This window comes from Pseudomonas sp. OG7 (assembly GCF_014192825.1).
Taxonomy (GTDB): domain Bacteria; phylum Pseudomonadota; class Gammaproteobacteria; order Pseudomonadales; family Pseudomonadaceae; genus Aquipseudomonas; species Aquipseudomonas monteilii.
Genome location: NZ_JACHYK010000005.1, coordinates 220675 through 237943, shown reverse-complemented (window position 1 = coordinate 237943; position 17269 = coordinate 220675). Strand labels below are relative to the sequence as shown.

15 protein-coding genes and 4 tRNA genes are annotated in these 17269 nt (G+C 62.2%); 1 reads left to right on the top strand and 18 read right to left on the bottom strand.

Annotated elements, in window-relative coordinates; translation table 11 throughout:
* Position 1: 1 nt before the first annotated feature.
* The 7 genes from FHW75_RS14300 to alaS all read right to left on the bottom strand — a co-directional run bounded on the left by FHW75_RS14300 (position 2) and on the right by alaS (position 4944).
* Positions 2-75 (bottom strand) — tRNA-Arg (locus FHW75_RS14300).
* A gap of 74 nt (positions 76-149) precedes the next feature.
* Positions 150-226: transfer RNA gene (locus FHW75_RS14295), tRNA-Arg, on the bottom strand.
* 71 nt (positions 227-297) lie between these two features.
* Positions 298-374: transfer RNA gene (locus tag FHW75_RS14290), tRNA-Arg, on the bottom strand.
* 106 nt (positions 375-480) lie between these two features.
* Positions 481-571: transfer RNA gene (locus tag FHW75_RS14285), tRNA-Ser, on the bottom strand.
* Positions 572-643: 72 nt separating this feature from the next.
* The gene (gene csrA, locus FHW75_RS14280; protein WP_003254503.1) at positions 644-832 is read right to left on the bottom strand and encodes a carbon storage regulator CsrA; all 189 of its coding nucleotides are present in this window, start codon (positions 830-832) and stop codon (positions 644-646) included.
* Between the two features lie 167 nt (positions 833-999).
* The gene (locus FHW75_RS14275; protein ID WP_019099135.1) at positions 1000-2235 is read right to left on the bottom strand and encodes an aspartate kinase; all 1236 of its coding nucleotides are present in this window, start codon (positions 2233-2235) and stop codon (positions 1000-1002) included.
* A gap of 84 nt (positions 2236-2319) precedes the next feature.
* On the bottom strand, positions 2320-4944 hold the full coding sequence (gene alaS / locus FHW75_RS14270; RefSeq protein WP_025753867.1) for an alanine--tRNA ligase: 2625 nt from the start codon (positions 4942-4944) through the stop codon (positions 2320-2322).
* Positions 4945-5226: 282 nt separating this feature from the next.
* On the opposite strand from alaS, the gene FHW75_RS14265 reads away from it, so the two are divergent.
* A complete protein-coding gene (locus FHW75_RS14265) occupies positions 5227-6009 on the top strand; it encodes a hypothetical protein (RefSeq protein ID WP_027609415.1) in 783 nt (260 codons plus the stop codon).
* 6 nt (positions 6010-6015) lie between these two features.
* Here FHW75_RS14265 and astE read toward each other — a convergent pair whose 3' ends face one another.
* From astE to FHW75_RS14210, 11 genes are all read right to left on the bottom strand, one after another.
* Positions 6016-7023 (bottom strand): succinylglutamate desuccinylase, encoded by a 1008-nt coding sequence (gene astE, locus FHW75_RS14260; protein ID WP_025753869.1) that lies wholly within the window; start codon positions 7021-7023, stop codon positions 6016-6018.
* Positions 7024-7033: 10 nt separating this feature from the next.
* Positions 7034-7324, bottom strand: coding sequence for a topoisomerase II (locus FHW75_RS14255; protein WP_003256592.1), 291 nt, complete (start codon positions 7322-7324; stop codon positions 7034-7036).
* 14 nt (positions 7325-7338) lie between these two features.
* Positions 7339-8688: an N-succinylarginine dihydrolase gene (gene astB, locus FHW75_RS14250; protein ID WP_019099132.1), complete on the bottom strand. Its 1350-nt coding sequence runs from the start codon at positions 8686-8688 to the stop codon at positions 7339-7341.
* 23 nt (positions 8689-8711) lie between these two features.
* The gene (gene astD, locus FHW75_RS14245; RefSeq protein ID WP_019099131.1) at positions 8712-10175 is read right to left on the bottom strand and encodes a succinylglutamate-semialdehyde dehydrogenase; all 1464 of its coding nucleotides are present in this window, start codon (positions 10173-10175) and stop codon (positions 8712-8714) included.
* The gene (gene astA / locus FHW75_RS14240) at positions 10176-11204 is read right to left on the bottom strand and encodes an arginine N-succinyltransferase (protein WP_027615316.1); all 1029 of its coding nucleotides are present in this window, start codon (positions 11202-11204) and stop codon (positions 10176-10178) included.
* A 78-nt stretch (positions 11205-11282) separates the two neighbouring features.
* A complete protein-coding gene (aruF, locus tag FHW75_RS14235; RefSeq protein WP_019099129.1) occupies positions 11283-12302 on the bottom strand; it encodes an arginine/ornithine succinyltransferase subunit alpha in 1020 nt (339 codons plus the stop codon).
* Positions 12303-12437: 135 nt separating this feature from the next.
* Positions 12438-13658, bottom strand: coding sequence for an aspartate aminotransferase family protein (locus tag FHW75_RS14230; RefSeq protein WP_019099128.1), 1221 nt, complete (start codon positions 13656-13658; stop codon positions 12438-12440).
* Between the two features lie 333 nt (positions 13659-13991).
* Positions 13992-14972: a transcriptional regulator ArgR gene (gene argR / locus FHW75_RS14225; RefSeq protein WP_019099127.1), complete on the bottom strand. Its 981-nt coding sequence runs from the start codon at positions 14970-14972 to the stop codon at positions 13992-13994.
* A gap of 98 nt (positions 14973-15070) precedes the next feature.
* Positions 15071-15835, bottom strand: a complete 765-nt coding sequence (locus FHW75_RS14220) for an ABC transporter ATP-binding protein (protein ID WP_016711851.1) — start codon at positions 15833-15835, stop codon at positions 15071-15073.
* A gap of 22 nt (positions 15836-15857) precedes the next feature.
* Positions 15858-16556, bottom strand: coding sequence for an ABC transporter permease (locus FHW75_RS14215; protein ID WP_019099126.1), 699 nt, complete (start codon positions 16554-16556; stop codon positions 15858-15860).
* A complete protein-coding gene (locus FHW75_RS14210; protein ID WP_003254523.1) occupies positions 16553-17242 on the bottom strand; it encodes an ABC transporter permease in 690 nt (229 codons plus the stop codon). Before FHW75_RS14210 ends, FHW75_RS14215 begins: the two co-directional genes overlap by 4 nt.
* Between the last annotated feature and the right edge of the window lie 27 nt (positions 17243-17269).

Sequence of the window (17269 nt, the reverse complement as noted above, 5' to 3'; positions counted from 1 at the left end):
GCGGACTCAGCAGGATTCGAACCTGCGACCGCTCGGTTCGTAGCCGAGTACTCTATCCAGCTGAGCTATGAGTCCGCGATTGGCAGTTTTAGACCAGGTTACCGCTGGTTGACTGAAGCAGCTTTGCAAGCAGAGCCACTTCAAGAAAGTGGCGGACTCAGCAGGATTCGAACCTGCGACCGCTCGGTTCGTAGCCGAGTACTCTATCCAGCTGAGCTATGAGTCCGCGATTGGCAGTTTTAGACCAGATACCGCTGGTTGATTGAAGCAGCCTTGCAAACAAAGCCACTTCAAAAGTGGCGGACTCAGCAGGATTCGAACCTGCGACCGCTCGGTTCGTAGCCGAGTACTCTATCCAGCTGAGCTATGAGTCCGTGTCTTGCCGCGCATTATAGGTCGCTGAAACATTTTTGCAAGAACGTTTTCGTTTAAAATCAACGACTTAGCGTTCTCACTGTTTACAGCGCCCTACGCAAATAATGGCGGTGAAGGGGGGATTCGAACCCCCGATACCCTTATGAGGTATACTCCCTTAGCAGGGGAGCGCCTTCGGCCACTCGGCCACCTCACCGCAACACGAGGCGAATATTAAAGAACCTCTTTCACCTTTGCAACCCTTTTTTTGAAAAAAACTTCAAAAAAATTAAAGGCTTGGCTCTTCATCCTTCTCCTTCTTGATCCGCAGGTAGATTTCCTCGCGGTGAACAGCCACTTCTTTCGGGGCGCTGACGCCAATACGCACCTGGTTGCCTTTGACGCCAAGCACCGTCACGGTGATCTCGCCGTCTCCAATGATCAGGCTCTCGGCGCACCGACGAGTCAGAATCAACATAGCTTTCTCCTTACGCAAAACATTCAGGGGTAACAGTCTTGGGTATCAGGGCCAGTCGTGGACGACGACGGGACCCCGGTTACGCGCCACACAGGGCAGGACAGGGCCTGCGTGGCGAGCAGAAACGCGAAGGGCGCGGCACCAGCCGCGCCCTTCCAGGCAGCGCCTTACTCGCCCTGTCGGGCAGGAGCGTCGAGCTCGAACGCGGTGTGCAGCGCGCGTACGGCCAGCTCCAGGTACTTCTCTTCGATCACTACCGAGACCTTGATCTCGGAGGTGGAGATCATCTGGATGTTGATGCTCTCCTTGGCCAGGGCTTCGAACATGCGGCTGGCCACACCGGCGTGCGAACGCATGCCGACCCCAACGATCGAGACCTTGGCGATCTTGGTGTCGCCGATCACTTCACGGGCACCGATTTCGCGAGCGGTGTTTTCCAGCACGCTTTGCGCCTTCTCGTACTCGTTGCGGTGTACGGTGAAGGTGAAGTCGGTGGTGTTATCGTGGGCAACGTTCTGCACGATCATGTCCACTTCGATGTTCGAAGCGCTGATCGGGCCGAGGATCTTGAAGGCCACGCCCGGGGTGTCCGGCACGCCGCGAATGGTCAGCTTGGCTTCATCACGGTTGAAGGCGATACCGGAAATGATCGGCTGTTCCATGGATTCCTCTTCATCAATGGTAATGAGGGTACCCGGACCCTCCTTGAAGCTGTGCAGCACGCGCAGCGGGACGTTGTACTTGCCGGCGAACTCCACCGAACGGATCTGCAGCACCTTGGAACCGAGGCTGGCCATTTCCAGCATCTCTTCGAAGGTGATCTTCTCCAGGCGCTGGGCCTGCGGCACGACGCGTGGGTCGGTGGTGTAGACGCCATCGACGTCGGTGTAGATCTGGCACTCGTCTGCCTTCAGCGCTGCCGCCAGGGCCACGCCGGTCGTATCGGAGCCGCCACGGCCCAGGGTGGTGATGCTGCCGTGCTCGTCCACACCCTGGAAGCCTGCCACCACGACCACGCGGCCTTCCTTGAGGTCGGCGCGAATCTTCTGGTCGTCGATCTGCAGGATGCGCGCCTTGTTGTGCGCGCTGTCGGTAAGGATGCGCACCTGGTTGCCGGTGTAGGACACCGCTGGCACACCACGCTTGATCAAGGCCATGGTCAGCAGGGCAATGGTGACCTGCTCACCGGTCGACACGATCACGTCCAGTTCACGCGGAACCGGCTGATCGGTGATCTGCTTGGCCAGGTCGATCAGGCGATTGGTTTCACCGCTCATGGCCGACAATACAACCACTAGGTCGTCGCCCGCTTCACGGTGTTTCTTGACCTTTTCGGCTACCTGCTCGATCCGCTCGATGGAACCGACAGAGGTGCCGCCAAATTTCTGTACGATCAACGCCATTTCAATGGTGCCTCAGCCCATACAGGGCCCCAAAAAACAATCCAACATGAAGAGGCCGGCGACTAGACCGCCGGCGCCTTCATCTCAAAGTCCCTGCTCTGCGAATGGCACGGCCAGCGCCAGGGCCTGGTCCAGTGCAGCGACATCGACGCCACCACCCTGGGCCATGTCCGGACGGCCACCGCCCTTGCCACCCACCGCCGCAGCGGCTTGTTTCATCAGATCGCCAGCCTTGAGTTGGCTGGAGAGGTCCTTGGTTACGCCGGCCACCAGCACAACCTTGCCCTCATGCTCGCTGCCCAGCAGGATCACTGCGTGGCCGAGCTTGTTCTTCAGCTGATCGACCAGGGCCAGCAGGGCCTTGCCGTCCTGCCCATCCAGGCGGGCAGCAAGCACCTTGGCGCCCTTGACCTCAACGGCCGCGTTGGAGAGATCGTCCCCGGCGGCGCTGGCGGCCTTGGCCTGCAGCTGTTCCAGCTGCTTCTCCAGCTGGCGGTTGCGCTCGAGCACAGCCGACAGCTTGTCGATCAGGTTGTCGCGGTTACCTTTCACCAGCTGCGCGGCTTCCTTGACCTGCTCTTCGGCAGCGTTCAGGTAGGCCAGCGCTGCTGCGCCGGTAACGGCTTCGATACGGCGTACGCCAGAGGCCACGCCGCCTTCGCTGATGATCTTGAACAGACTGATGTCACCGGTGCGCTTGGCGTGGATACCGCCGCACAGCTCCACCGAGAAATCACCGCCCATGCTCAGTACACGCACGGTGTCGCCGTACTTCTCGCCGAACAGCGCCATGGCGCCTTTGGCCTTGGCGGTTTCGATGTCGGTCAGCTCGGTTTCCACCGGGGTGTTCTTGCGCACTTCGCGGTTGACGATGTCTTCCAGTGCCTTGATCTGCTCCGGCTTTACCGCCTCGAAGTGGCTGAAGTCGAAACGCAGGCGCTGGCTGTCGACCAGCGAGCCCTTCTGCTGTACGTGCTCGCCCAGTACCTGGCGCAGCGCTTCGTGCAGCAGGTGGGTGGCGGAGTGGTTCAGCGAGGTGGCGTGCTGCACGTCGGCATCGACCTTGGCCTCCACCGGCGAGCCGATTACCAGCGCACCGCTGGCGACCACGCCGTGGTGCAGGAAGGCACCACCGGTCTTGGTGGTGTCGCGCACGTCGAAGCGCGCAGCGCCAGCCTGCAGGAAGCCGGTGTCACCCACCTGGCCACCGGATTCGGCGTAGAACGGCGTACGGTCGAGCACGACCACGCCCTGCTCGCCTTCACCCAATTGGTCGACGGACTGGCCGTCCTTGTACAAGGCGATGATCTTGCCCTGGCCTTCAGTGGCGTCGTAGCCGAGGAACTCGGTGGCGCTGTCGACCTTGACCAGGCTGTTGTAGTCCATGCCGAAGGCGCTGGCGGAACGGGCGCGCTCACGCTGTGCGTCCATTTCGCGCTCGAAGCCGGCTTCGTCGATGGTCAGCTCGCGCTCACGGGCGATGTCGGCGGTCAGGTCCATCGGGAAGCCGTAGGTGTCGTACAGCTTGAACACCACGTCACCCGGTACCACGTCGCCTTTGAGCTGGGCCAGGTCTTGCTCGAGAATGCGCAGGCCCTGCTCCAGGGTCTTGGCAAACTGCTCTTCCTCGGCCTTGAGCACACGCTCGATGTGCGCCTGCTGGCTTTTCAGCTCTGGGAAGGCCTCGCCCATTTCGGCGGCCAGTGCGGCGACGATCTGGTAGAAGAAGCTGCCCTTGGCGCCCAGCTTGTTGCCGTGGCGGCAGGCGCGGCGAATGATGCGGCGCAGCACATAGCCACGGCCTTCGTTGGACGGCAGCACGCCGTCAGCGATCAGGAAACCGCACGAACGGATATGGTCGGCCACCACTTTCAGCGAGGCCTGGCCGTCGTTGCTGCAACCGATGGCCTTGGCAGCCGCCGCCAGCAGGTTCTGGAACAGGTCGATCTCGTAGTTCGAGTGCACGTGCTGCAGCACGGCGCTGACACGCTCCAGGCCCATGCCGGTGTCTACCGACGGCGCTGGCAGCGGGTGCAGCACGCCGTCGGCGGTGCGGTTGAACTGCATGAAAACGTTGTTCCAGATCTCGATGTAACGGTCGCCGTCTTCTTCTGGCGAGCCGGGTGGGCCGCCCCAGATGTCTGCGCCGTGGTCGTAGAAGATCTCGGTGCACGGGCCGCACGGGCCGGTGTCACCCATGGTCCAGAAGTTGTCGGAGGCGTACGGGGCGCCTTTGTTGTCACCGATGCGCACCATGCGCTCTTCCGGCACGCCGACTTCCTTGGTCCAGATGTCGTAGGCTTCGTCGTCAGTGGCGTAAACGGTGACCCAGAGCTTTTCCTTGGGCAGGTTCAGCCATTTGTCCGAGGTCAGGAAGGTCCAGGCGAAGGTGATGGCATCGCGCTTGAAATAGTCACCGAAGCTGAAGTTGCCCAGCATTTCGAAGAAGGTATGGTGACGCGCGGTGTAACCGACGTTTTCCAGGTCGTTGTGCTTGCCACCGGCACGCACGCACTTCTGGCTGCTGACGGCACGGGTGTAAGCACGCTTCTCCGCGCCGAGGAAGCAGTCCTTGAACTGGTTCATGCCGGCATTGGTGAACAGCAGGGTCGGGTCGTTGTTCGGAATCAGCGAACTGGAGGCGACTCGGGTATGGCCCTGCTCTTCGAAGAAGCGAAGGAAGGCTTCACGGATTTCTGCGCTTTTCATAGGTTCTTCCACGGATACGGCGGCGTCGGGGTGACGAAACGACGGCAAAGGGCGCCATTATATCCAGCCTGATGCCTGGGTGTAGTGTGTTTATACGATATAAACCGTCAATCGGAGCATGAAATGCGCTTAATGTCGATGTCATTCGCCCGACGACAACGACCAGGCGCTGATCGGCAGGTATCAGGGCGCCAGGCGCAAGGGATGAACCGTGCGTCAATTATGTACCAACTGCCTCGCAGCGCTCTCGGCACACTGTTCTCCCACCTCAGGAGATACATCATGACCAACCCGACCCCAAGTGTGCTCCTCAATGGCCGTAGCACAGCGTGCAGCGGCCAATGCAATGTCGAGCTGAACGAAGGCACGACGGCCTATCGGCAGGATCAGGACATTTACCCGTTGCTTGAGACCGCAGAGGTAGAGATTCAACGGCGACTCACAGACGCGAAGAATGACTTCGAACCAGTGGCCAGCCGTGATGAGATCGTCATCTGGTCCAAAACCGACAACATCCGGGTGAGCGAAGTCCGCTGCATTCGCATCGAGATTGCCGGCCAACCCTACCTGATCGAGCCAAGCTCGGACCAGCAAGAACTGGTACTGCAGTTTGCAGGCAAGCAGCTGCCAACCGGTATTGACGCGCACTTTAGCGGCTCGCTACGCCTGGACACCGAAGCGACTCAGAACAAAACCCTGATCGACACACAAATACCCAACCTTTCGATCTACGGAACGCCACAGTTCCAGTTTCGCGTGCTCGCGCAACTTGCCCTGCTGGCTGGGCAGCCCGCGCTGAGAGAGCTACTGCAATCTGCTCGCAAAGGCGACCCACAAGGTGAGCGGTTGATCCTGATGCAGCTGTATGCCGGGAATAATGCTGTGCATGGCCAGGGCTGGGACCCCAGGACAGGTGTAGAGGGGGCTACAGCCATCACCACCATACTGTACGACCCCTATACCCATGGAGAGGACGCCGTCACTGCACTGTTCACGGTACTGTACAGTGCTCTTGTCGATCTCAGTGCCGGTGATCCGACCGGGGAAGTGGCATTTCCAGACTGAGCAGCGTCAGGACAGGCGCGCGCCAGAATCCGGTACGATGAGAATCCCGGCCCGAAGCCCATTCTTCACCTTCGGGTTCGGGAAGATGATACGCGCCCCCTCCTCCTCGACCACCCAGCGCGTCTCGGCCAGGTCTTCGGCCAGCAGGTAACCCTTGCTCAGCTCGGAGAAATTCTCGATGTCCGCGGGCAGGTGCAGGTGGAAGCTGTCGCTGTGCTTGATGATCTCGCGAGACACGCTAAACAGTTGCAGGCCATCCAGCGAACCCTCGCCCTCTGGCTCGGTCGCCTCGATGATGCGGACCAGCCGCTCTTCCAGCTTGTCGAGGTTGACTTGCTCGTTCTGGCCGAACGGGCGAGCCTTGCCGAGCTCCAGGGTAAAGGCTTCAGCATCAAGCTGTTCATAGGTGAACGCACTGAAGGTGATGGAGGATTTGCTCTGCAGCAGCACCGCCTCCATACCCGCTGCCGCCAGGCGCGCCAACTCACGACGGGAATGCTTGCGCCCCTCTTTATAAGGGTACAAGGCGAATTGCTCGATCTTCGAACCGCGAATGGCGGTATGCAGGTCGTAATGCAGGCGGCTGCGCCCCGGCTTGCTGAAGAACACCCGGGCGAACTGTTCCAGTTCGGCGGCACGCAATGCCTCGAAACCACTGGAAAGCTCATGACGGCCGTTGAACAGCCGGTTGATGTCCTGCTCGATGAAGCGCTCGCCCTTGCGGATGGCCGCCGGGTTGCCGAACAGGAACAGTAACCGTGCCTTGGGCTTGATCTTGCCATTGGCCACGCCGTGCAGCAGCCGCTCGAGCAATTCGATCGGCGCCGTTTCGTTGCCATGGATGCCGGCGGACAACAGCAAGTCCAGCCCGCAGTCCTCGTTCTCGGCAGGGCGCACTTCCAGCGCGCCCTCCCCCAGCCAGCGCAAACGCGCGCCCTTGGGTGTCACTTGGGTCTTCTCGGCCGGTTCGTGATCGGTGAGGGTCAGCTCAAGCAATTTGCCAAGGGCGAGCATAGGGGCTTCCTTAGTGGTGGTGGCCGCAGTCGGGGCCATGGACGTGATCGTCGTCTTCGCCAACCTCGGCCGGCTCCATTTCCAGCTGCAGGCTGACCAGATTGGTGGCCATCGGGCGCAGCAGCAGGTTGGCATACTCGGTATCGTCTTCCTCGACATCCACACCGATCAGCAGCTGGCCACGGCCGTCCTGCTGAATCCACACTTCCTTGCCTTGCCAGACCACGGCAAAACGGGTGCAGGAGGTTTCCAGCTGGGTGCCGTCTTCATCTTCGAGGATCAGGCGCAGGGCGTCGGTCATTGCAAAGTCTCTCTTCAAGGTTGTCGTTGGAACGGGTACACCGAACCCAACTTCAGGATCTGGGTCAATTCGTCCAGTGCCGTACGGCATTCCACCAGGAGTTGCGGGTCAGCCAGGTCCGCGTCGCTCAAGCGATCGCGATAATGCTTGTCGACCCACCCCACCAAGGTGTCGTACAGCGGGGCGGTCATGATAACGCCTTGGTTGACCGCTGCCAGTTCCGATTCCTTCAACGCCACACGCAAACGCAGGCAAGCCGGGCCACCACCGTTCTGCATGCTCTGCTTGAGGTCGAACACCTTGACCTCCTTCACCGGGCCGCCCTGACTGGTCAGCTGGCCCAGGTAGGCCCAGACCCGCTCGTTGTTGCGGCACTCTTCCGGTACCACCAGCAGCATGGAGCCGTCGTCGCGGCTGAGCAGCTGGCTATTGAACAGGTAGGAACGCACCGCATCCTCAACCGTCACCGCCGCCCGTGGCACACAGATAGCCTGGAAGTTGCCACCCTTGCTGGCCAGTTTAGCTCGCAGCTGGCCAAGCACCGTGTCGGTCTCCAGGAAGGCGTCCTCGTGGTAAAACAGCACCTCGCCGTTGCCCACCGAAATCACATCGTTGTGGAACACGCCCTGGTCGATCACCGCAGGGTTCTGTTGAGCGTAGACCACACCAGCATCACTCAGCCCATGCAGCCGGGCCACGGCCTGCGAGGCCTCCAGGGTTTGCCGGGCCGGGTACTTCTGCGGCGCCGGGTAGCGGCTGTCGAAGGCACTGCGGCCGTAAACGAAGAACTCCACGCCCGCCTCGCCATAGGCACGGCAGAAGCGCGTGTGGTTGGCCGCGCCCTCGTCACCGAACTGTGCCACGGCAGGCAATGCTGCGTGGTGGGCAAAGTGTTTCTCGTTGTTGAACATGGCGCCCAGCACGCGGCTGGTGGTCGGGTGCTCGATGCTGCGGTGGTACTTGCAGTTCAGGTTGGCAGCGGTGAAATGCACGCGGCCATCCGCGGTGTCGGCACTGGGGCTGACCGTGGCCGCGTTGGCCACCCACATGCTCGACGCCGAGCAACTGGCCACCAGCAGCGGCATCGCTTCTTTAGCCGCACGCTGGATCACTTCGGCATCGCTGCCGCTGAAGCCCAGGCGGCGCAGGGCAGCCACATCCGGGCGCTCCTGCGGCGCCAGCACGCCCTGCTTGAAGCCCAGGTCGGCCAGCGCCTTCATTTTCGCCAGGCCTTGGCGCGCGGCTTCACGCGGGTTGGAACCCTGCTGGCTGTTGCTTTGCGAAGCCACGTTGCCGTAGGACAGGCCGCCATAGTTGTGGGTAGGCCCCACCAGGCCATCAAAATTCACTTCATAGGATTTCATCGGCTAGGCTCCGTGACCTGTTGTTATAGGGTGACGCCCGGCGTCAACGTCGCCGGCAAGGCAAGGCTGGCGGTCTCCAGCGAAGCCACGGGGTAAGCGCAATAGTCAGCCGCGTAATAGGCACTGGCGCGGTGGTTGCCACTGGCCCCCACACCACCGAACGGCGCGCTGCTCGCGGCACCGGTCAGTTGCTTGTTCCAGTTGACGATGCCGGCACGGCTGCGCAGCCAGAAGTACTGGTAGCGGGCGCGGGAGTCGGACAATAACCCGGCGGCCAGGCCGTACTGGGTGTTGTTGGCTTCATCGATGGCCGCATCGAAGTCGGCATAACGGATGACTTGCAGCAGTGGGCCGAAGAATTCTTCGTCCGGTCGCCCGGCCACGCCAGTGACATCGACGATGCCCGGGGTCAGCAGCGCGGCATCGGCCTGCGGCTGGGTCATTTCCAGCAGCTTCACGCCACCTTTGGCAACCAGCTCGGCCTGGGCCACCATCAGCGCCTGCGCCGCTTGCAGCGAGATCACCGAGCCCATGAACGGCGCCGGTTGCTCATCGAACGCACCTACCGTAATGGTTTTGCATACCTCGACCAGGCGCGCGATCAGTGCATCACCCCAGGCACCTTGCGGCACCAGCAGGCGCCGGGCACAAGTGCAGCGCTGGCCGGCAGAAATAAACGCCGACTGGATAATGGTGTACACCGCCGCGTCGATGTCCTTGACCTCGTCCACCACCAGGGGGTTGTTGCCCCCCATTTCCAGGGCCAGGATCTTGTCCGGGCGGCCGGCGAACTGCTGGTGCAGCAGGTTCCCGGTGCGGCTGGAACCGGTGAAGAACAAACCATCTATACCCGGGTTCGCCGCCAGTGCCACACCGGTTTCGCGTGCGCCCTGCACCAGGTTCAGGACACCCGCCGGCAAGCCAGCGGCGATCCAGCAATTGACGGTCAGCTCGGCCACCTTGGGGGTCAGCTCACTGGGCTTGAACACCACGCAATTGCCTGCCAACAACGCCGGCACAATGTGGCCGTTAGGCAAGTGACCGGGAAAGTTGTAAGGGCCGAAGACTGCCACCACGCCGTGGGGCTTGTGCCGCAACACCGCCGTGGCATCGGCCAGCGGGCCACTCTTTTCGCCGGTGCGCTCGCGGTAGCTTTGTACCGAAATCGCCACCTTGTTGATCATGCTGGTGACTTCGGTTGCCGATTCCCACAGCGGCTTGCCGGTTTCCTCGCCGATGCAGTGAGCCATGGCTTCGGCGTGCGCTTTCAACTGCGCCGCGAACTTCTCCAGCACATCGATGCGCGCTTCCAGGCTCAATTGCGCCCAGGCCGGGAAAGCCTGGCGCGCGGCCTGCACGGCAGCGTCCACCTGGCTGGCATCGGCGCCCTGCCCTTGCCAGATCACGGCTTGGGTCACCGGATTCAACGACTGCAGGGCTTCACCCTGGCCGGCCTGCCAATTGCCTGCGATGAAATGCGTGGTCATTTACTGGGCCTCCCGGCTAGCCGACAGCGGCACCGCGCGCACATTGTCGCCGGCACCCATGCGCAGACGCTTGGCGGTCAACGGGTCGACCACCAGAGTACCGGCGGCCAGCCGCGCGGGTGCCGCGGTAATGCGGCAGTCGTCGCGCTTGCGGTTGTGGATGATGTAAGGGGTGGCGTCATCGCCCGGCGTACCGACCGCCAGCACCAGGTTCTGGCTCTCGCGCACGGCGCGGATCTTGGCGGTGTCGCATTCGATGGCCGGGCCAGCATCGAAGATGTCGACGTAGCCCTGGTAGTTGAAGCCTTCCTGCTTGAGCATGGCCAGCGCCGGCTCGGTGTCCTTGTGCACACGGCCGATCACATTGCGCGCCGCCTCGGACAGGAAGCAGGTGTACAGCGGGAACTTGGGCATCAGCTCGGCGATGAACGACTTGTTGCCCACGCCAGTGAGGTAGTCAGCCTGGCTGAACTCCATCCTGAAGAAGTGCCGGCCCAGGCTTTCCCAGAACGGCGAACGCCCCTGTTCGTCCGACATGCCGCGCATCTCGGCAATGATCTTCTTGCCGAACAGCTCGGGGAACTCGGCAATGAACAGCATGCGCGCGCGTGACAGCAGGCGGCCATTCAGCCCGGAGCGGTAGTCGCTGCGCAGGAACAGCGAGCACAGCTCGGAGTTGCCGGTCAGGTCGTTGGCCAGGAACAGGGTGGGGATTTCGCGGTAGATCTTCAGCTCCTGCGAGGCGCTGACGGTCAGGCCGACCCGGTAGTTGTACCAGGGCTCGCGCAGGCCGACGGCACCGGCAATGGCACTGATGCCCACCACCAGGCCTTCGTCGTTTTCCAGCACGAACAGGTAGTCGGTGTCGCCACGCTCGGCCTCGCCACGGAAGCTTTTTTCCGCCCAGCCAACGCGATGCCCCAGGCGCTCTTCGTTGGCCGGCAGCGTGGTCAGCCCGGTGGTACCGGTGCTGCGTGCCAATTCGATCAACGCAGGCAAATCGCTGCTGCGTACAGGACGAACGATCATGCTATCTCCTTGTGCGACGGCATCGGCCGGCGCGAAACGCTGCTAACGCATCAATCCCGAAACGTCTGTCACCAGACCTCACACCGCCACCAGGCGCACGCTGGCGCCCTCGCCCACACCCAGTGCATCGGCTGCCGCCACGCTCAGGCTTACCGGTTTGCCGGGTACCCAGTCGAGGTCCAGCAGCACTGCGCGGTAGTCCTGGAGCTGGCCGTTGCAGACCAGGTACGGGCGCCCGCCCTTGGCTGGCGCTTCTTCGATTTTCACCGGCACGACCCGGCTCTGAGCGATCGAGCGAATGCCCGAGGTACGCGCATGCAGGGTCGGGCCGCCGTCGAAGATGTCGATGTAGTGCTCGGTCTCGAAGCCTTCGCGCATGAGGATGTCGAAGGTGATCTGCGCGCGCGGGTGCACCTGGCCCATGGCTTCCTGCGCTTCATCAGGCAGCAGCGGCACATAGATCGGGTAGTGCGGCATCAGTTCGGCGAGGAAGGTGCGGCTTTTAAGGCCACACAGGCGCTCGGCGTCGGCATAGTTGAGGTCAAAGAAATTGCGGCCGATGGCATCCCAGAAAGGCGATTCGCCCTGCTCGTCGCTGAAACCGACGATTTCGGTCACGACCGAGTCGGCGAAACGCTCCGGGTGCGCGGCCATGAACAGCAGGCGACCGCGAGAATTGAGCTCGGCCCAGCCACTGTTCACCAGCTCTGGCAATACATAGAAGCTGGTCAGCAGGCTGTTGCCGGTCAGGTCGTGACACAGCGACAGCACGTGAATCTTGTTGTGAATCTTCAGCTCGCGCGAGGCATGCACGAAGGTCTCGTTGCGAAAGCTGTAAAACGGCTCGGAGTAGCCCGCCGACGCCACAATGGCCGAGCAGCCGGCCAGCTTGCCGGTTTCGCTGTCTTCGAGCACGAAGAAGTAGCTTTCTTCACCGTTGAAGCTGACCTCGGCGGCGAAGGAAGTCTCGGAAGCGGCGATCTTGTCGCCCAGGCGAGCAGCGTCGTCCGGCAGCGAGGTGACACCAATGGGGCTGTCTGCAGCCATGCGCTGCACTTCGTTCAGATCAGCCATTTGCGCGGGGCGCATCACCAGCATGGTGTCACTCCTTTGGAATACGGGCCGCTTACGGCGGCACGGAAAAACGGCAGGTGCACAGGCACCTGCACTGGAATCGGGTATCGCCGGCCCGGCTCAGCCATGGCTGGGGCCGGCGAAGTGGCCGCAGGCGGATCAGCCTTTGGTCAGCGTGGCCACGGCGCGCTCGAAGCGGTCCAGGCCTTCATCGATGTCGGCGTCTTCAACCACCAGGCTTGGCGCAAAGCGAACCACGTCCGGGCCGGCCTGCAGCACCATCACGCCTTCTTTTTCGGCCGCGTTGAGTACGTCCTTGGCCTTGCCTTGCCAGGCTTCGGTCAGCACGCAGCCCAGCAGCAGGCCAACGCCACGTACCTGGCTGAACAGGTTGTACTTCTGGCCAATCTGCTCCAGACGGGTCTTGAAGCGCTCATGCTTGGCCTTGATGCCGGCCAGGGTTTCCGGGGTGTTGACCACATCCAGCACGGCACAGGCAACGGCGCAGCCCAGCGGGTTGCCGCCATAGGTGGTGCCGTGGGTGCCGACAGCCAGGTGTTTGGCCAGCTCGGTGGTGGTCAGCATGGCGCCGATCGGGAAGCCGCCGCCCAGGCTCTTGGCGCTGGTCAGGATGTCTGGCGTCACGCCGTAGTGCTGGTAGGCATACAGCGAACCGGTACGGCCCACGCCGGTTTGCACTTCGTCGAAGATCAGCAGGGCGTTGTGCTCGTCGCACAGCTTGCGCGCGCCTTCCAGGTAGGCCTTGTCGGCCGGCACCACGCCGCTCTCGCCCTGGATCGGCTCGATCACCACGGCGCAGGTCTTGTCGGAAATCTGTGCCTTCAGCGCTTCCAGGTCGTTGTAGGGCACGTGGCTGATGCCGGTGATCTTCGGGCCGAAGCCATCGGAGTACTTCGGCTGGCCACCGACGCTGACGGTAAACAAAGTGCGGCCGTGGAAGCTGTTCACGGTGGCGATGATTTCGTGTTTTTCCGGGCCGAAGCGGTCATGCGCAACACGACGGGCCAGCTTGAAAGCAGCCTCGTTGGATTCGGCGCCGGAGTTGCAGAAGAACGCCCGGTCGGCAAAGGTAGCATCCACCAGTTTGTGGGCCAGGCGCAGGGCCGGCTCGTTGGTGAACACGTTGGATACGTGCCAGAGGGTATTGGCCTGCTCGGTCAGGGCCTTGACCAGCGCCGGGTGGCAATGGCCCAGGGCGTTTACCGCGATGCCACCGGCAAAGTCGATCAGCTCGCGACCCGACTGGTCCCAGACGCGGGAACCCTCGCCTCGCACAGGAATGAAGGCCGCCGGAGAATAGTTGGGGACCATCACCTGGTCGAAATCGGCACGTTGCACCGGGGCTTGCTCAACGGACATCTGAGTCTCCTGAAGAGGAACGCTGGCCTGGAAGTGGCGAGCGATGGGGGGATTGTAAGGACTGATCCGCGCCTGTCCTTGCGGCCAAGCGACAACTTGTTACAGCGCAAAACCCAGTTTTGACAAGGTTTTCGGCAATGCGACAAACACTGTCGCAATCGCGCAGTGTACGGGAGAGAGGGGGCTGGGTGAACGGGTGTTCACAAGGGATTGAGTGGGTGTGGGTGTATGTCGATATTAGGGTAGTGCCTGGAAGATCGAGCGCCGCGCGGGCGGCGCTCGATTTCAGCACCATCATCAAACCCAAGGCATACACCCGAACCCACCCAAATATCAGCCCTTTTCGGCCGGCGCTGAGCTCAATTCGAACGGGCTGCTGCTACGCCGCTGGTTACGGTCTTCCCGTGGCGTCGCGCCAAAGAAGTTGCGGTAGGCGCTGGAAAAATGCGGCCCCGAGGAGAAACCACAGGACAGCCCAATCTGGATGATCGACTTGCTGGTCTGCATCAGCATCTGCCGCGCCTTGTTCAGCCGCAGCTCCAGATAATACTGGCTCGGCACGCGGTTCAGATACTGCTTGAAGATGCGCTCCAGCTGCCGGCGTGACACGCACACATGCTGGGCAATCTCATCGGTGGTCAGCGGCTCTTCGATGTTGGCCTCCATCAACAGCACCGCCTGGGTCAGCTTGGGGTGGCTGGAGCCCAGGCGATTCTGCAGCGGAATGCGCTGGCGCTCACCACCCTCGCGGATGCGCTCTACCACCAACTCTTCCGAAACAGCCCCCGCCAGCTCCGCCCCATGATCGCGGGCCAGCACGGCCAGTAGCAGGTCGGTTACAGCCATGCCGCCACAGGCCGTCAGGCGGTCGCGGTCCCAGTCGAACAGGTGACTGGTGGCAATGACCTTGGGGAAGCGCTCGGCAAAATCATCCTGCCAGCGCCAGTGCACGGCAGCACGATAACCGTCGAGCAAGCCCAGCATCGCCAGAGGATAAACACCGGCTGACAGGCCACCGACCATGCAGCCGCTGCGCGCCTGCTGCTTGAGAGCAGCCGACAAGGCTGCCCCTACTGCCGCAGGCGGCTCGTCAGCAACCAGAAACAGCTTGTGGCACCCCTCCAAGCGGCCAGTCCACGGTTCGCCCGGCAGGCGCCAGCCACCCTCTTGCGCCGGCTCCGCCTGCAGGAAGGCCATTTCGTAGACCACATCCGGGTGTACCCGCTGCGCCACCAGCAACACTTCCTCGGCCAGCGCCAGGGTCAAGGGCCTGGTGCTGGGCCAGATGAGAAAACCGATTCGCTGGGTGGTCATAGGGTACGGTCCGAAACCTGAGGTCGTTCGAGTCTGTGCGCCGGGTCAGGCTGCGCTCGCCGCGCAGCATGCCCTATTCTGGTGCAAAAATGCAGCTTTTACTTCAGGCTGCCGGAGAGGAACTGCTTCAGGCGCTCCGACTGCGGATTGGCCAGCACTTCACGCGGGCAGCCGGTTTCTTCCACCAGGCCTTTGTGCAGGAACACCAACTGGTTGGACACCTCACGGGCAAAGCCCATTTCGTGGGTCACCACCACCATGGTGCGGCCTTCCTGGGCCAGCGCCTGCATCACCTTGAGTACATCGCCCACCAGTTCGGGATCCAGTGCCGAGGTCGGTTCGTCGAACAGCATAACCTCCGGCTCCATGGCCAGCGCGCGGGCAATTGCCACACGCTGTTGCTCGCCACCCGACATATGCCCGGGGAAGGCGTCCTTGCGGTGGGCAACACCGACCTTGGCCAGGTAATGCTCGGCCTTCTCCAGCGCTTCCTTCTTGTTCACACCCAACACATGCACCGGCGCTTCGATGATGTTTTCCAGTGCGGTCATGTGCGACCACAGGTTGAAGTGCTGGAACACCATCGACAGGCGCGAGCGCATGCGCTGCAACTGACGCGGGTCGGCAGCCTTCAGCGCGCCGTCCTTGCCGGCCACCAGCTTGAGCTCTTCGTTGTTGAGCAGGATCTTGCCCGCGTGCGGCTGCTCCAGCAGGTTGATGCAGCGCAGAAAGGTCGACTTGCCCGAACCACTGGAGCCGATGATGCTGATGACGTCGCCGGCCTTGGCCGCCAGCGACACGCCCTTGAGCACTTCGTGGCTGCCGTAGCGCTTGTGCAGGTCTTGGACTTCGAGTTTGTACATGCTGTCGATTCTCACAGAGCGGTCAGTGCTTGCGCGGCGCCAGGTAGCCGAGCCAGCGGCGTTCGGCCATCTTGAAAAGGCGCACCAGGATGAAGGTCAGGCACAGGTAGAACACGCCCGCCGTGATGTAGGCCTCGAAAGGCAGGTAATACTGGGCATTGACCGTGCGCGCGGCACCGGTGATGTCGATCAGGGTGACGATCGACGCCAGGCTGGTGGTTTGCAGCATCATGATCACTTCGTTGCTGTATTGCGGCAGCGCCCGGCGCAGGGCCGAGGGCAGCAGGATGCGCCGGTACATTTTCATGCGCGACATGCCCATGGCCTTGGCCGCCTCGATCTCGCCATGGGGCGTGGCCTTGAGGCTGCCGGCAATGATTTCGGCGGTGTAGGCGCTGGTGTTGATGCCGAACGCCAGACACGCGCAGAAGGTGGCGCTGGACAGCAGCGGCCAGAGGAAGCTCTCGCGCACCGCTTCGAACTGCGCCAGGCCGTAGTAGATCAGGAACAGCTGCACCAGCATGGGTGTGCCGCGGATCACGTAGGTGTACAGCCACGCAGCCAGGTTGATCGCCGGCTGTTTCGACACGCGCATCAGGCCCAGCGGGATGGCCGCCAGCAGCCCGAAGAACAGCGAAATCGCCAACAGCTTGAGGGTGGTCAGCAGGCCGCCAAAGTACATCGGCAATGCCTCCCAGACGACGTTGTAGTCGAAGATCATAGTTCAGCCACCTTGACGCCCACCGAGTAGCGGCGCTCCAGATACTTCAGGGCCAGCAGCGAGACGCTGGTCAGCACCAGGTACAGTGCCGCCACCGCCAGGAAGAAGGTGAAAGGCTCGCGGGTGGCATCGGCCGCCTGCTTGGCCTTGAACATCATGTCCTGCAGGCCGACGACCGAGATCAGTGCGGTGGCCTTGGTGAGTACCAGCCAGTTGTTGGTGAAGCCCGGGATCGCCAGGCGAATCATTTGCGGCACCTGGATGCGGAAGAACACCTGGCGCGGGCTCATGCCATACGCCACGCCCGCCTCGGCCTGGCCCTTGGGTATACCCAGGAAGGCACCGCGGAAGGTTTCCGACAGGTAGGCGCCAAAGATGAAGCCCAGGGTACCGATACCGGCAATCAACGGGTTCAGGTCAATGTAGTCTTCGTAGCCGAGCAGCGGTGCCACGCGGTTGATGATGTCTTGCCCGCCGTAGAAGATCAGCAGGATCAGGACCAGGTCCGGAATACCACGGATCACCGTGGAATACAGGTCGCCCAGCCAGGCCAGCCAGCGCACCGGCGACAAGCGCAGCGCCACACCGATCAGGCCGAGCACGATGGCCAGGGCCATCGACGACAGGGCGAGCTGAAGCGTCAGCCACGCCCCGTCGAGGATGACTGCCCCGTAGCCTTTCAACATGATGAGGTCCTCGACCTAAAGAATGAA